Raw genomic sequence first — 14,819 nt, forward strand, 5'->3', positions numbered from 1 at the left:
AAGTAAGAAACGACACAAATGTCGCCTCGTTTTTAGATAGTGAGACGTATGTATGAAGTTCATGAAATCAGTGCTTACCAGAGTTATTATTGGGGCAACTGGCGCTGTGCTAGCCCATGCTGCTATTGGTCAAAGTAATGTTGTTGGTAACTCGTCTGTCAGCTTGGAAGACTATGTACGCAAGGTAGTAAACGAAAATCCAGAAGTGCAAGCCAGTTGGCGACAACTTCAAGTAGCAATGTCAGATGTCGATATTGCGCGTGGTGGCTTTCGCCCTCAGGTAGATGTATTGGCCTCTAGTGCTTATACCGACAGAAACTATGGGTTAGATCGCGAATACATGGGGCATACTGGGCAAATTACGTTAACCCAAATGCTATATGATGGGTTCTTAACTAGCAGTGAGGTTAAGCGTTTTAAGCAAGCACAAGTGGTACGCTTTTTCGAACTAATGGGCGAAATAGAGCAGAAGTCTCTTGATACATCTCTAGCTTATATGGATGTGCAGTTGTTCCGGGAGCTTTTAAAGCTCGCTGAAGAAAATTTGATTACTCACGTAGATGTATTCAAACAAATTGAAGAGAGTGTTGAGGCAGGTGTCGGTCGCAGAGCTGACTTAGAACAAATCAGTGGTCGTCTGTCTCTAGCCGAGTCTAATGTTTTGACTGAGCTATCTAACTTACACGATGTAACTGCACGCTTTTTGCGATTAGTGGGCGAAAAACCTGCTCAATATCTTCAATCAGTAACGATAAATTCGGCGTTCGTTGATGCAAATGTAACGGATATTCAATCGTTGCTGACCAGTGCATACGGCACCAATCCTCAGTTCAACGCTGCTATTTACAATATAGATGCACAACGTTATGCGGTTGATAGCGCAAAAAGTCTTTACCACCCTCAGGTAAACCTGACCGCAAGTTATGGTGCGCAAACTCGAGATCAAGCTGCATTAAATAACACCATTACCGAGGCGAGCGTTGGCGTTAATTTTTCTTATAACTTGTATAACGGCGGTTCGGACCGAGCAGCGATTCGACAAGCATTGTCGCAGGTTGATTTAGCAAAAGACTTGCGGGACAAAGCCTGTATCGATATGAGACAAACGGTACAAATTGCTTATAACGACATTATCAATATTACTGAGCAGCTACCTTCACTTAATGCTCATCGATTATCTTCAGACCGAGTGAAGTCTGCGTATATGGACCAATTTACCATAGGTGAACGCTCACTACTGGATTTACTTGATTCAGAAAATGAGTACTACGAATCAAGTCGCGCGTATTTAGAGGCGCAATATACACTGGAAAAAGCTCGCGTAAGGCTGCTTGCAGCTTCTGGGAGCTTGGCGAATACATTAGGGATCACAAAAGAAGGCGTGCCTGACGTATTAGATAAAGCAGAAGAAAAAATTACTTATGATCCCAACTACGTCTGCCCAGCCGTTCGCACCAACTTTGAAGATGAGTTGAATATACTCAAACGGGACACTGATGGTGACGGTATTGTCGACTTATGGGATGACTGTGTTGATTCAACGCCGAGCGCTATGGTAGATGATTTCGGCTGTGAAGCCAAAGAGCCTGAGATGGTGCCAGAGCCAAGTGCTGCAGACTTCACGTTAGACAATGCGAATATATTAGAGTCTTTCAACGTCAATATTGAATTTGCATCTAATTCGACGGAGGTTTTGCCGAAGTACGAAAATTCGCTGCAAGACGTTATTAATGCGCTCAACAACGACCCCAATTCTGGCGTCATCATTCACGGCCATGCTTCTTTAGATGGCGATGCGGCATACAATCAGCGCTTGTCTGAACGCAGAGCAAAGGCAGTTGCGTCGTTGCTGACGACCAAAGCCAATATAGAAGCAAGAAGAATTACTGCGGTTGGTTACGGAGAGAGTCGTCCACTGGTTAATGAAGAATCAGATGAAGCAAATGCTCGAAATCGCCGAATTGAAGCGGCTATTATCCAGCTTCCTACTAACGAATAGCGATGTGTAAGCCTATATGAAGGAAAAGAAGGTATTGGAAGACATATCCTATTTGCAGAAACAAGGTGGCGTATTGATGGATTGTTTAATAACAATCTGTCATGCGCATCATTTGGAAGTGTCTCGTGTTAGCCTACTTAGCGGGTTGCCTTTAGAGCAAGGTGAACTATCGCCCACAGGATTTGAGCGCGCGGCCAAGCGAGCTGGACTCGCTAGCAGAACGGTAAAACGCGACTTAGATCATATCAATACTGCAATATTACCTGCGGTTTTAGTGCTCAGTGATAAGCAAGCCTGCGTATTACATGGGCTTGACAAAACGCATGCCAGAGTTTCATACCCAGAACTCGATGATGCAGTGATCGAAGTGCCAAGAGATGAGCTAAGTGCTAGTTATACAGGGTATGTCATTTTTGCTCGGCCCGAAATGAACGCGCAAGACACCAACGCGCAGATAGACAAGTCATCAGTAGGACATTGGTTGTGGTCATCCATTAGAACGGCAAAAGGTTTATACCGCGACGTACTCTTAGCATCTGTATTTATAAGTTTGCTTTCCATCGCACTACCTTTGTTTGTGATGAATGTATACGACAGGGTGGTGCCAAACGCAGCGCTGGAGACCTTGTGGGCGCTAGCTGTTGGTGTTTTACTTGTGCTAGCGGCAGATTTTTCACTACGCATGCTTCGGCAGTACTTCGTTGAATTGGCGGCGAGTCGGTTGGACGTCACGCTATCGGCAAAAATAATGGAACAAGTGCTGTCTATAAACTTGGCTAGTAAACCTGCCAAAAGTGGATCATTTATAAATAGTCTACAGTCTTTTGAAAGTATCCGGCAGTTCTTTGGTTCTGTCACTTTAGTGGCACTGGTTGATTTACCTTTTGGGCTACTGTTTGTAGTCATTATCGCCATGATTGATTTCTATCTGATCATTCCAATCCTTATTGGGGCCACTGCGCTTTTTCTTTATGCAATGAAAGCGCAGCGGGTAATGCGCTCTTTGTCTGAAGAATCGATGGAAATTAGCTCTCGTAAAAGCTCGCTTGTGACTGAAAGCGTAACGTCTTTAGAGGACGTTAAAGCGTTCGGTTACCAAAGTAGAAACCAAAGTGCGTGGGAAAAGCAGACTATCTTCCTTGCCAAAGTGAACGCTAAACTCCGTTTAGTATCAATGTCGGTAAATAATGCAGCACTTTGGATCCAGCAATCGGTGGGGGTGGTTATCATCCTTACTGGCGTTTACCTCATTATTGAGGGGGTAATCACACAAGGTGGGTTGATTGCTGCTTATTTACTATCAAGCCGAGCGATGGGACCGGTTTCACAGGCTGCTGCATTGCTTGCGCAATTTCATCACGCTGAAACGGCAAAGAATGCCCTTGATGACATTATGTCGCTGCCAAGTGAAACAGGCAGTAATAAACAAATAAAAAACAACGTTGCACTTAAAGGAAATATTGACGCTAGCCAGCTCTGCTTTAAGTATCCCGACGAAACCGTTCTTGCACTAAAAGACATGAGCTTCTCTATCAAGCAAGGTGAACACGTTGCCATCTTGGGCAAAAACGGGTGCGGAAAGTCAACGTTAAACAAGCTTCTCATGGCTTTTTACCGTCCTGAATCCGGGCAACTTTTGTTGGACGGAATAGACCTTCAGCAGTATGACCCTACGCTACTACGTAAACAAATAGGCTATGTACCGCAAGACGTGAGCCTGTTTCATGGCTCACTAAAAGACAATATTTTGCCAGATGACACACATATCGACGACGCTGAGTTTTGGGAAGTCATTACTCAGTGTGGTTTGGCAAAGCTTGTTAATGGAAGCGCCAGTGGCATAGAGCAGAATGTAGGCGAGCGCGGCTGCTTGTTATCTGGCGGGCAACGTCAAGCTGTGGCGATGGCAAGGGCCATAGTACGAGATCCGGCAATCTATATCATGGATGAACCAACTTCAGCCATGGACTCAACTAACGAAGCGCAAATGAAGGAAACGATCAAGGCGGCGACAGCGGGCAAGACTCTTATTATTAATACGCATAGAACCACATTACTCGATTTGGTTGAACGGGTCATTGTAGTAGAAAACGGAAAAGTGATTGCCGATGGTAAAAAGGAAGAGGTGCTAGTGCAGTTCAGACAATCCAGTCAAGTGTTGAAGAGGGCGCCATGATTTTGAAAAGTGATGGTGGGAAAAAAGACTGGTTGCAGCGGCTAATGCGAGGCTGGCTTGCGCCTCCTCCTGGTCAAGATTGGGTGTTAGAAGCAGAATGGTCGCGCATTATGCAAACGCCAGTGAAAGCCCGTGGTTTACTTTATGCAGTAGTTATAGCGCTGTTTCTTTTGGTGGTGTGGTCTTACTTCGCAGAAATCGACGAAGTAGCCAAAGGTGATGGCAAAGTTATTCCATCTCAACAGCTTCAAGTGCTGCAGTCTTACGATGGCGGGATAGTACAGGAGATTTTAGTACGCGAAGGACAAACGGTTAAAGCAGGGCAGGTGTTGTTGAAAGTAGACCCGACACGTTTTTTGTCCAGTTTGGAAGAGAATACCACGCAATTTGCAGCACTTGCTGCGAAGGTTCAGCGCTTGTCAGCACTGACTCAGGGAGAAGTGTTGCGTTTTAATCGAAATCTTCGCGAACAGGCGCCTACTATTGTTGATAACGAGCGAAAGCTTTACAACTCTAATTTAGCTGAACTTGATGAAGTAGCGGCGGGGTCTGACTCTCGTATCATGCAGCGTCGACAGGATGTTGAAGAGGAAAGGGCAAATCTTTCCCAATATCAGAACGTATTATCCCTTTCAAAAAAAGAGCTTGCGGTAACTAAACCATTGTTGGCATCAGGTGCAGTTTCAGAAATAGAAATCCTTCGATTAGAGCGTCAAATAGTAGAGCTAGAAGGCAATATCACAAAGTCTAAAGTCGCCATTGAGCGAGGCCTTAATGCCATCGAAGAAGAAATTATCAAGAAAGAAGAAGCGCGTTTGAAGCTTGTTAATCGCTGGAATCAAGAATTGACCGATGCCACCGCTGAAATGGCAACCTTACAGCAGTCTCAAACGAGTTTAGAAGATGTGGTATCGCAAGCTGACTTGCGTTCACCGATTAATGGAACGGTTCAACGGCTACTTATCAACACGGTGGGTGGTGTGATCACGCCTGGAAGTGCGGTTGTTGAGCTTGTTCCTCAAGATGATCAGCTCATTGTCGAGGCAAAAGTTTCACCAAAGGATATCGCATTTATAAGAGAAGGGCAGCCGGCCATTCTGAAATTTAGTGCATACGACTTTACCATTTATGGCGGAATGACGGCTGAAGTTCAGCACATTAGCGCAGATGCTATCACCAATGAAAAAGATGAAACCTACTACCTTGTAAGGCTAGAAACAAAGCGCAGTATTGCCGATGAGTCTCTAGATATTTTGCCAGGTATGATTGTGCAAGTAGACATTTTGACAGGTAAGAAAACGGTACTTAACTATATTTTATCGCCCTTGTTTAATGTGACAGCCTCTGCGCTGAGGGAGCGTTAATGAGACATTTCATTGCTGAAAAAGACTTACAAGGTGCACTGACTCACTACACTTGGTCCAGTTATAGTAGTGTTACTCAGTTGGAGTGTGATGAGAGCGATTGCGTTTGGGTTTTGACAACAGATGATAGCTGGCGTCAACAGCTAATAGAGGCCAAACAAAAAGTTAACAACCTTGTACTGCTAACTTACAAATATGACCGGACAGAAATGCAAACGGCGTTGATGTCAGGCGCTAGAGCGTACTGCCATGCATTGGGTACACAATCTCTTCTCTCTTCAGTAGCACGTGTTATTGAGGCGGGAGGCATGTGGTTGCCCAATGAGTTATTAACACAGACCACATCAAATATAGCCGCTAATATGCAAACGAAGCGGGTTCTACCCTCATTGCAAGGGCTTACAAACCGAGAAAAAGATGTATTGAATGGTATTTTGGAAGGGTTAAGTAACAAAGAGATAGCAAGAGAGCATGGTATTACTGAGCGTACCGTTAAAGAATATGTAGGTACGCTCCTTCATAAGTTTGAAGCGAAAGACCGGATAAGTTTATTGCTTCGTATAGGTGAGTTTAGTCATCTAAAAGATGCTCTATAACTTCAATATGCGAGACCACACCGTCTATCCCTAATTCAATAAACAGTTCTTGGTAATCTGAACGCTTTACGCCGTCTGCATAGACCTTTATGCCAAAAGTATGGGCAAGAGAGCAGAAGCCACGTATAAAGGCGTGATTGGCTGGGTTGTAGTCGATATCTGCCATAAACGCTGAATCGATTTTCACATAATCCAATCCCATCTCTTGAACGTTCAACAATTGCGAGAAGGATTCTCCAACTCGCTTTAAACCCACTTCGCATTCTTTGGCTTTGAGCGTTGTACAAAAGTCTCTAAACTCATCGGGGAAGCGCGTAGCGGTGGATTCTCGCACCTCAAGGCATAATTGTTTTGCGGCTTTTTCGTTGCTTCCAATTTGATAATAAAGTTGAGCAAGAACTTCAGGATTAAGCATTAATTGCTCAGAACACAAAAAGGCAAACTTCGAGTCTGTATTGGTGCGGTTTATATAGTTAATTAAGCTGGTAACCGTAGTTAGCTCAAGCTGGGGTAAAAGCCCCAGATAGCGAGCCCAGTGGGTATAATAACCACTTTTTCTTAGTTCGCCATCGATAGTGACGCCCGCCCAACTTTGGTAGTGCACCAAATTGCGATCAATATCCAAAACGGGGAAGTTAAAGGTTTTTACGCCACATTCTTCAATAGTATTTTGTAGTTCTTTTTCCCAGCGTTTTTGTTCTACTAAGCTAATAAATTCTTTGAGTGTGGACTCTATGAAGGGTTCGTCCATATCTACCAGCTCTGCTTCATCAATCATCGCATCTGCCCGCATTAACAAGGCAGAAAAACTGTCGTCAGGGCGAAGTTTAACAACAGATTGAAATACCTTAGGATCCCCTTTGTTGCTGAACGCGCTTAAGCAAGCACCGTGAATTGCCTCTGATATGGCAACGGCATCATGAGTTTCTGTAAGCAAAATAGCAAATTCATTTTTCTGCATTCTTGCAATACGACTGTCTGTAAATTTATCGTGATGTAATGAAAGGCTGTCGTTAATTTCCTCTACGAAATCGCGAATACGCTTTTTTCTGATAGTCGCTGGTGAGCGCAAGAAACCTTCGCCTTCGGTAAATCTTACGAAGAAAAGGCAGTTCACCCCTTCAGTGTCTCTGAAAGCCAGCTGCCCTTTTAAGATTGAAATGAAGTAATCTCTGTTAGCGACTCCAGACTCGTCATCAAACTGGGTTTTATAGCGCATCAGATCGAGGCGCGTGTTCTCTTCTTCCATGATCTTTTTCGAATTAGTAGCGAGAAAGTTCATTGCGCGAACTACGCGTCTTAGTTCTAATGTGCGAGGCTCTTTAAGTTGAATAAACCGCATCTCTTGAAAGGATTCTGCTTGGCGTACAACGCCATCAAGAGGGCGAATAATGAAGCGCAGCGCCCAGCCTCCCAATAGGCCTAGAAATATCCCTACGAGCGATAAGCCTAAAATTAGGCGTTGCGTGGCTCGCCACATAGACGCAACGGCGAAACTAGTGTCTGTTTCAACATAAACCGAGCCGTACTGACCCCAACCTTCGCTTACTTGGGCGACACCAGGTTTGACTATGGGAGAAAAATTATCTGAAAACCACTTTGGTGTATCTTCATCTAATTGCACTTCATGAGTGTGTGCAGAGACAATTTCACCGTCAGATTTTTGAAGTACAATGGAAGCGTAGTGACCAATGTCGAATTGCGACATTATGAAGAGGTCTAGTGAAACAGGATCTTTTTCAAGCCCGCTTAGAGTTAGGGCAAGCATACTTGCATTGTCTAGGTTTTTTGAATAAAGCTGCTCTTCTACGTATTGTTTCGTAGTAAACCCGTGAATTGTGACACTACCGGCAATTGCAACAAGGATAACGACTGCTATGGCAAGCCATAACTCTCTTGTTATTGACATAGACTCCTAAGACCTTCTGCTAATCCCCTCCTGTTTCATGCGCTCAATAACATCACGCCACCTTGATAGTCTGCTGGTGGATGAGGAAACCTGTGCAGTTTTGCCTGGCTGCCAAATACCTGAATCATTAAAACTGAAAACAGGAATTAAGTCCGTACGTTTGGAGCCTGGCAACACATTAGACACTAAACTGTCGAGTACTAAAGGATCTGATGAAGGGGAATCATAGTATCCCAAAACCATATGGGCTTGCGTTACTCGGCTTCTACCAATCTTCGCTTTTACATAAATAAGACGAAGTTTAGAACTATCGATACCTAAGTGTAGCAGAGCTACGTATTTTGCAATGGCATAATCCTCACAATCTCCGCGAGAATGGCCAAAAAGTTCCGAAGGCGTAGCCCAATAGTCTTTTTGTTTGAACACTATATCGTCGGTAGCGTACTGGATGTGCTCGTCAAAAAAAGTGTTAACACCGATAAGTTGCTCTTTGACGGCCTTATTTTCAAGGTCATGAAGTTTAGATTCAAGCGCATTGACGTGTAATGCTTTGTCAGCTCCAAAATTATTTTTAACTTCTTCTTTTAACTTTGGAAACTCGATGAAATAGTGCTCCCTTAGTTGTTGTCCAGCCAGTAGCAAGGCTACTAATGCTAAGCAATGCGACGCAAACAGAGAAAGGGTCATATTTGATTTGTGTAGGTCATACTAAAGTATAAGGTAGAGTACTTGTCTTTACCTAAATTTTAAGTATCGAATATAATACGTTGTTATAGGTATAACACGGCCTTGTTGATATTCCAACCATAGCGATAAGCAATTGATAATGAGAAAGCTGACTTACTTCTTAACTACAAAATCGTTTTCCTGAATATTCGCTGTAATTCCCGTCGTGGTGTTGACTACCACAGACGAATTGCCAAATGCACTATCCACAATAAATGTACCGGGGTAGAGCGTATATTGAAGATATTTTCTACCGCGATTGTCGACCACCTCTTTGGCCTGATACAGGTATAGTTCATCTTTTTCAGAAATGCCATTATCTCGCCCGAGAGATACCGAAATGTTATTATTCGCAATACTGATGACTCGCCCAGTAACTGGTTGGCAGGCTGTCGCTTCTTTAATATCCTCTATTAATTGACTGATTGACGTGTCAATTGCTTGACCGTAGCGTGATTGCCAAAAGGTCGATGAAAATTCATCTACGTCTTCAAACCTATCAAACGTCCACTCTTCATTAGTATCGTAAGAGGAACTGAACAACAGACCGCCGTTTATTCCGTCATAAACTTGTACAGACATCGCAAACGAACGATGCGAAGTCTCGCTTCGCCACGGTGTAAACACGGATGCCTCTTTTTGCGTAACGCTTACATCATCGATAACCCCGATAATAACGAATTGCGTGTTACTTTGATCTGATAGCGTACGAACGTTTTTGTCGGTATAACGGCTATCAAACTTTGCCGTATGGGGAGCAACGTAAGTTAGTCTGAGGTTATCAGTCTGTTCTTGCATTGCCTTAGCTAATCGCTGTGTAAACGCCTTATCAAAGTGCGGAATATTTCCTTGGGTCAGTTGTGCTCTGTTTCTTATTCTAAAATGAGTTGTAGCAAAGTGCTTTTCGTCGTTCTGCGCTGAGCAGGCTTTTCCTTTTGGAAAAATGTCTGCACGCACACTAACTGTCATTACATCGCCATTATAAGTTTCACTCACGAGTTCTAACTGCTCGACTTCACCCGTTGAGCGAATAGTCATTTCTTCGTTTTTCAAAAGCCCATTTGTTAGTTTGGCTACGCTTTGCACTGATGCCCCAGCGAACAACATAGCTTGTTTAAGCGCGTCTTGTGTTGCTGCGCGTTTTGCGGCTTCTTTGTCACCGCTCATTACTACCGCTTGTCCCGTGGCTTCATACCAAACGGCATGGGATTGCCCCGCCATAAGGCCAAGTAGGCAAACTGCCGCCATGGCTCTACTTAAACATGCCATTAGCGTTGTTCTGCTTGTTTGTCGCACGTCGCACCTCTGTGGTCGCTTAGCTATTGCGCTTACATAATGTCGTCACCTATGTGGAAACTATGCGAAAAAAGTGCCAATTAAAGAGGGGAGTTATCTTTAAGAGAAAACGGGCGCATTTATTGCTTGTTTCCCCATTACCAAGATAGGTGACTGCAAAGCGTCTTTATAGAGTTAGATCTTGTTCATAACGCTTTGTTTAAATGCGACTAGCTTATAAAGGTTAATAAGGTCAACATTTAGACGTCACTAACTCACTATTGATGCACACAGAGGTTTTAAGTTATGTGGTTGAACAGACTAAAGAATTCAAAATTACTCTTGCGGTCTTCCATGTTTAGCCTGGCAATATCATTGAGCAGTTGCGGCATTATTGATAAACACGTCGAATGGGAAACCGTTGAACCTGAAACTTATCCTGTTTTAAAAGCGGTAGGCTATGCGCCAATTTCATCGCAAAATGGCGAGTCCGACAGTATGAAATTGATCATGGCAATGAAAGCGTCAAAATTAGATGCATACCGTGAGTTAACCGAGCAGGTATATGGTCAAAAAATTGAAGGTAGACAGTCTGTATCGGGTCTTATCGTTGACAGCGAAACATTACGCGCGTCGGTTGAGGGAGTAATTAGAGGTGCCGAGGTAGTTAAGACGTATCCTGTGGGAGATGATACCTACGTTACCGAACTTTCTCTGGATATGAAGCAGGTTTACGATATTTACTTGTCGACTGCAAAGCCACGTCGAGTGAAGGATGTGAAGTATTACTAGAAACAAACCCAAAGAGAAGCGGGACCAGCAAACTCATCATGGAGTAAATAAAGGTGCGTAGTCACAAAGTGAAATTAACAGCAGATGGGCTTAATAAACCGCGACGTTAAAAGGCGACGTAGATAACTAAGCACTCACTCCAGAACCTAAGGTTCCGCCTTTCGGCTTTCCGTTTTTGTCATAAGTGAGTGACTCTTTTGCTCGAACTTCCATCATCAAATTCCGCAAATGTGTGAGGCGCAGCTGTCCTTGCTCAACGGCTTTTTGATTGACCTGTGTTCGATATTTGCAATCTTCGAGAAGCTTCTTAGCGTCAGTCATTAACGCTTCGTCTTCCTCCGACATTGAATTTTCACTGCTGATAGCATTTTCAATCTCGGCGTCCAAATTTTGTATGGACGTTAGAAGGTCTGCTTTTTCATCCAACAAATTCATTAAAGATTCTGCATCACGTGAACTTATCAGCTGCAGTTCTTTTTCAAGCAGCGTCGCTAGTGAAGTCATTTGCTCCACCTGACGTGATAATGCTTGAGTTAACTGGCTCGCTTGTTCTGTCACTGTACTTATCTCATTAACCGTGTCTGTTGAAAAGACCTTAATTTGTTCGCGTCGAATTACTTAGTCCCAAAAATCTCGGATTCTAGTTTCGCTATTTTATTAGCAAGCACTTCAGGATTGACTTTGTAATCACCACTTTGGATCGCTTTCTTTAAGCGATCTACTTTTTCCTGATTAACAGGCGCCTCAGTTCCTTTCTTCTGAACTTGATTTAGCTGCTGAGCAGACTGTGTCAAAGAAACAGAATCTTGTCTTGGCGCTTGTGCGGTTTGTGCCGATTGCGCTGAAGCTTGTTGTTGAGATTGTTGCGTCTGATTTTGCTGCGCAACTTTCCCATTATCAACGGGTGTTTTGGGTAACCCATTGTTTATATTGTTAATTGCCATATCCAGTCCTCACTACTTTTTTGCCTCTGTAATTAATATCGGCCATTTGGCAAATATCTTTAGCTAAATTGAGAACAAAATAGTAGATATTTAGCGCATACTTTTACAAGTGTATCACGACTTCTTCAGGGCTTGCGACCCTAGCAATTATAGCCTTTTGACTACTGGCGTTTATCACTTTTATATTGTCACCAACCACACCATCTTGCTGTGCTATTCCAGCTGTCTTAACTTCCATTCCCGCAATCTCTGCGGTAATCGTTATTCTATCGCCTTTGCACACAAAGCATAGCATATTTGACTGTATTGCTTGTCCATCTGTAATGCGGCGCTTCATTCGAGCGCCAATTAATGACTCTAAATCAGTAAATGCTGTGTGGCGTAGTCGTCTTACGTCAACTTTTGCCTTGGTTAAATTTGATGAAGTTAAAACTGTACCGGGACTAATTGCGCCCTGAGTCACCACAATTTCTTTTGTTCGTGTTACTTGTCCGCTGGTAAATAAATACCACTCGTTATTTTTACAGCTTACTCGAACCGATATGTAGGATTGGCTCAACGCCTCCTGTGACGCATTGTATTGAAAACCGGTTGGACATTCTGGGATATTTATCCGATCGTCTATCTTCACAATATCCACATCAATGTTAGTATCTTGCGCATTATCGTTAAGTTGATTTATCAAGTACTTCTTGGCACCTTCTTCAACTTGCTCATGGTTGGTCGCTGCTGCATGGCAATGCGCACTTAGCAAACCGACTACTAAGCAGGCTAACGAGCGACATAAATTAATACGCATTTTTTCGTTTATCTTTTTCATCATGACTTTTCGTGTTCAGTTTACGATTAATTGGCTATGCTTAGTGAAATCTACATTTGTAAAAATCAGGTTTTACCAAAGTATTTTAGTCAAAGGGTGCATCGTATATGCTTCAACCAGTGCTGATTTAATTAACGATGTTGAAGCGCTATCGAAATTCGAACAAACCTTTGGCGTCATTTTTCTGTCGTTTAACCTGCAAAAATTTAGTGATATTGTCTATGCTTATCATAAGAGGCAATGATCATGCCCAGTATTACTTAGAGGTGACCTATGTCGGGTATTTTAGATTCGGTAAACCAGCGAACGCAGCTTGTTGGGCAGAATCGCTTAGAGTTGTTGCTGTTTAGACTGAACGGCCGTCAACGATTTGGTATCAACGTATTTAAAGTACGGGAGGTTTTGCAGTGCCCTCCGCTTACTGCGATGCCAAAATTAAATCCATTGGTACGAGGTGTTGCACACATTCGAGGCCAAACGATTTCGGTTATCGATTTAAGCATGGCTACACGTGGTCGCAAAATTGAAGACCTCTCTAACGCGTTTATCGTCATTGCTGAATACAACCGTTCTGTCCAAGGCTTTTTGGTTGGTGCTGTTGAGCGCATTATCAACACTAACTGGGATGCCATCATGCCGCCGCCGCAGGGTACAGGGCGAGCCAGCTATTTGACGGCAGTCACTGAGGTGGAAAATGAACTCATTGAAATATTAGACGTAGAGAAAATTCTCAACGAGATCTCTCCGCTTAATGCCGAAGTTAGTGCTGATGTCGCTGAAGGACTAACGACAGAAGGGCAAGAAAACAAAATTATCTTCATTGCTGATGACTCGGCAGTAGCGAGAAATCAGGTGAAAAAGGCGCTTACATCGCTAGGCCTAGAAATTGAGCTGGCTAAAAATGGCCTTGAAGCACTCAATCGACTTAAAGAAATTGCCGAAGAGTACGGTGATGTGACAAACCGCGTTGGTGTACTCGTCTCGGATATTGAAATGCCGGAAATGGACGGTTATACCCTTACTGCAGAAATTAAAAATATTCCTGAGCTTCAAAAACTTCACGTCGTCCTACACACTTCATTAAGTGGGGTGTTTAATCAGGCCATGGTGCAAAAGGTGGGGGCAGACGACTTTATTGCGAAGTTCCACCCAGACGAATTAGCGACAGCTGTACAGAAGTGGCTGATGACCGAGTGCGAATAACGGAGCAGAAAAGGATTGGCTAATAAAGACGTTTCGCCTGCGAGCTATCTTAAGTTTAGAGAGTTTCTTGAAAAGCAATGCGGCATAGTATTGGGGGAGAATAAGCAATATCTCGTCCGCAGCCGTTTGGCTTCGTTGCTTTATAAACACAAGTACGAGTCTGCAGACGAACTGATTGATGTTGTCGTACGTGGTCTTGATAGAAACTTGCTTCAAAGCGTTATAGACGCAATGACAACGAATGAAACTTTATGGTTTCGCGATAACTATCCTTTTGACCTTCTTTTAAAGGATTTATTGCCATCCTTATCAACCAAAAATCAGAAGATTCGCATTTGGAGTGCTGCATGCTCATCAGGGCAAGAACCTTACTCCATCGCAATGTCTGTGCTTGAATTTCAGCGACAACGTCCGGGGGCTCTTAGGGCGGGCGTTGAAATTGTCGCTACTGATTTGTCTTCTGAGATGCTGCAAAAGTGCGAAGCTGGCATTTACGACGAGTTGTCTCTTGCCAGAGGTTTATCTCCACAGCGAAGACAAGCGTTTTTCCAACAAAACGAAGAAGGTCTAATGCAGGTAAAACCTGAAGTCCGCCGAATGGTGAGCTTTAGAAGTCTGAATTTGCTTACAAGTTATGCCGCGCTTGGTCGCTTTGATATCGTGTTTTGCCGTAATGTATTGATCTACTTTTCAGCAGAAGTTAAGCAACGGATCCTGCAACAAATTGCCGGACAGCTGCAGTCCAATGGCGTGTTATTTCTTGGCGCGTCAGAGTCTATAAGTGCTGCGAGTGATATTTACAGTATGGTGAAGTGTCACCCCGGTCTTTACTATCAAAAAAAATAACCTAATTTATCGGATTGATATATAAAGCATTTTATATATCAATCCGGATCGTTAGCGCCTCTTCTTCCCGTCAAAATCCCATTATGGCATCTGCCTTGCTAACTATTTCTGCAAACGACAGTAAAACGGCAAAACGCTAATTTGTAACTTTCCGTTTAGCTTGTCGACA

Annotated in this window: 13 protein-coding genes; 7 read left to right on the top strand and 6 right to left on the bottom strand. The window is 43.4% G+C overall.

Features of this window, described 5'->3' with window-relative positions; all coding sequences use genetic code 11:
• Window positions 1–52: 52 nt before the first annotated feature.
• The 4 genes from V7R55_RS03570 (at window position 53) to V7R55_RS03585 (ending at window position 6,135) form a co-directional block, all read left to right on the top strand.
• A complete protein-coding gene (locus V7R55_RS03570) occupies window positions 53–1,999 on the top strand; it encodes a TolC family outer membrane protein (RefSeq protein WP_334057402.1) in 1,947 nt (648 codons plus the stop codon).
• Between the two features lie 76 nt (window positions 2,000–2,075).
• Window positions 2,076–4,175 carry a type I secretion system permease/ATPase gene (locus V7R55_RS03575; protein ID WP_334057968.1) on the top strand — a complete coding sequence of 700 codons (2,100 nt, stop codon included), beginning with the start codon at window positions 2,076–2,078 and terminating at the stop codon, window positions 4,173–4,175.
• A complete protein-coding gene (locus V7R55_RS03580) occupies window positions 4,172–5,539 on the top strand; it encodes an HlyD family type I secretion periplasmic adaptor subunit (RefSeq protein ID WP_334057404.1) in 1,368 nt (455 codons plus the stop codon). Before V7R55_RS03575 ends, V7R55_RS03580 begins: the two co-directional genes overlap by 4 nt.
• Complete coding sequence (locus V7R55_RS03585) at window positions 5,539–6,135, top strand: response regulator transcription factor (protein ID WP_334057407.1); 597 nt, start codon at window positions 5,539–5,541, stop codon at window positions 6,133–6,135. Before V7R55_RS03580 ends, V7R55_RS03585 begins: the two co-directional genes overlap by 1 nt.
• On the opposite strand, the gene V7R55_RS03590 is transcribed toward V7R55_RS03585, so the two are convergent.
• From V7R55_RS03590 to V7R55_RS03600, 3 genes are all read right to left on the bottom strand, one after another.
• Window positions 6,110–8,044, bottom strand: a complete 1,935-nt coding sequence (locus V7R55_RS03590; protein WP_334057409.1) for a bifunctional diguanylate cyclase/phosphodiesterase — start codon at window positions 8,042–8,044, stop codon at window positions 6,110–6,112. The genes V7R55_RS03585 and V7R55_RS03590 overlap by 26 nt on opposite strands.
• A gap of 6 nt (window positions 8,045–8,050) precedes the next feature.
• Window positions 8,051–8,731, bottom strand: a complete 681-nt coding sequence (locus V7R55_RS03595; protein ID WP_334057411.1) for a transglutaminase-like cysteine peptidase — start codon at window positions 8,729–8,731, stop codon at window positions 8,051–8,053.
• A 153-nt stretch (window positions 8,732–8,884) separates the two neighbouring features.
• The gene (locus V7R55_RS03600; protein ID WP_334057413.1) at window positions 8,885–10,066 is read right to left on the bottom strand and encodes a flagellar assembly protein T N-terminal domain-containing protein; all 1,182 of its coding nucleotides are present in this window, start codon (window positions 10,064–10,066) and stop codon (window positions 8,885–8,887) included.
• 333 nt (window positions 10,067–10,399) lie between these two features.
• On the opposite strand from V7R55_RS03600, the gene V7R55_RS03605 reads away from it, so the two are divergent.
• Window positions 10,400–10,837, top strand: coding sequence for an LPP20 family lipoprotein (locus tag V7R55_RS03605; protein ID WP_438823571.1), 438 nt, complete (start codon window positions 10,400–10,402; stop codon window positions 10,835–10,837).
• A gap of 126 nt (window positions 10,838–10,963) precedes the next feature.
• Here V7R55_RS03605 and flgN read toward each other — a convergent pair whose 3' ends face one another.
• From flgN to flgA, 3 genes are all read right to left on the bottom strand, one after another.
• Window positions 10,964–11,395 (bottom strand): flagellar export chaperone FlgN, encoded by a 432-nt coding sequence (gene flgN, locus V7R55_RS03610; protein ID WP_334057417.1) that lies wholly within the window; start codon window positions 11,393–11,395, stop codon window positions 10,964–10,966.
• A 56-nt stretch (window positions 11,396–11,451) separates the two neighbouring features.
• Window positions 11,452–11,781, bottom strand: coding sequence for a flagellar biosynthesis anti-sigma factor FlgM (gene flgM, locus V7R55_RS03615; RefSeq protein WP_334057419.1), 330 nt, complete (start codon window positions 11,779–11,781; stop codon window positions 11,452–11,454).
• Window positions 11,782–11,884: 103 nt separating this feature from the next.
• On the bottom strand, window positions 11,885–12,604 hold the full coding sequence (flgA, locus tag V7R55_RS03620) for a flagellar basal body P-ring formation chaperone FlgA (protein ID WP_334057420.1): 720 nt from the start codon (window positions 12,602–12,604) through the stop codon (window positions 11,885–11,887).
• A gap of 270 nt (window positions 12,605–12,874) precedes the next feature.
• On the opposite strand from flgA, the gene V7R55_RS03625 reads away from it, so the two are divergent.
• A complete protein-coding gene (locus V7R55_RS03625; RefSeq protein WP_025254324.1) occupies window positions 12,875–13,804 on the top strand; it encodes a chemotaxis protein CheV in 930 nt (309 codons plus the stop codon).
• A gap of 15 nt (window positions 13,805–13,819) precedes the next feature.
• Window positions 13,820–14,650, top strand: a complete 831-nt coding sequence (locus V7R55_RS03630) for a CheR family methyltransferase (RefSeq protein ID WP_334057423.1) — start codon at window positions 13,820–13,822, stop codon at window positions 14,648–14,650.
• The last annotated feature ends 169 nt before the right edge of the window (window positions 14,651–14,819 follow it).

The organism is Alteromonas sp. S005 (assembly GCF_036864475.1).
Classification (GTDB): domain Bacteria; phylum Pseudomonadota; class Gammaproteobacteria; order Enterobacterales; family Alteromonadaceae; genus Alteromonas.

Excerpts from the sequence above, each read along its gene's own strand:
- flgM (WP_334057419.1), bottom strand. The coding sequence starts at position 11,781 with ATGGCAATTAACAATATAAACAATGGGTTACCCAAAACACCCGTTGAT.
- V7R55_RS03590 (WP_334057409.1), bottom strand. The coding sequence starts at position 8,044 with ATGTCAATAACAAGAGAGTTATGGCTTGCCATAGCAGTCGTTATCCTT.
- V7R55_RS03605 (WP_438823571.1), top strand. The coding sequence starts at position 10,400 with ATGTTTAGCCTGGCAATATCATTGAGCAGTTGCGGCATTATTGATAAA.
- V7R55_RS03580 (WP_334057404.1), top strand. The coding sequence starts at position 4,172 with ATGATTTTGAAAAGTGATGGTGGGAAAAAAGACTGGTTGCAGCGGCTA.
- V7R55_RS03570 (WP_334057402.1), top strand. The coding sequence starts at position 53 with ATGAAGTTCATGAAATCAGTGCTTACCAGAGTTATTATTGGGGCAACT.
- flgA (WP_334057420.1), bottom strand. The coding sequence starts at position 12,604 with ATGATGAAAAAGATAAACGAAAAAATGCGTATTAATTTATGTCGCTCG.
- V7R55_RS03625 (WP_025254324.1), top strand. The coding sequence starts at position 12,875 with ATGTCGGGTATTTTAGATTCGGTAAACCAGCGAACGCAGCTTGTTGGG.
- V7R55_RS03595 (WP_334057411.1), bottom strand. The coding sequence starts at position 8,731 with ATGACCCTTTCTCTGTTTGCGTCGCATTGCTTAGCATTAGTAGCCTTG.
- V7R55_RS03575 (WP_334057968.1), top strand. The coding sequence starts at position 2,076 with ATGGATTGTTTAATAACAATCTGTCATGCGCATCATTTGGAAGTGTCT.
- V7R55_RS03585 (WP_334057407.1), top strand. The coding sequence starts at position 5,539 with ATGAGACATTTCATTGCTGAAAAAGACTTACAAGGTGCACTGACTCAC.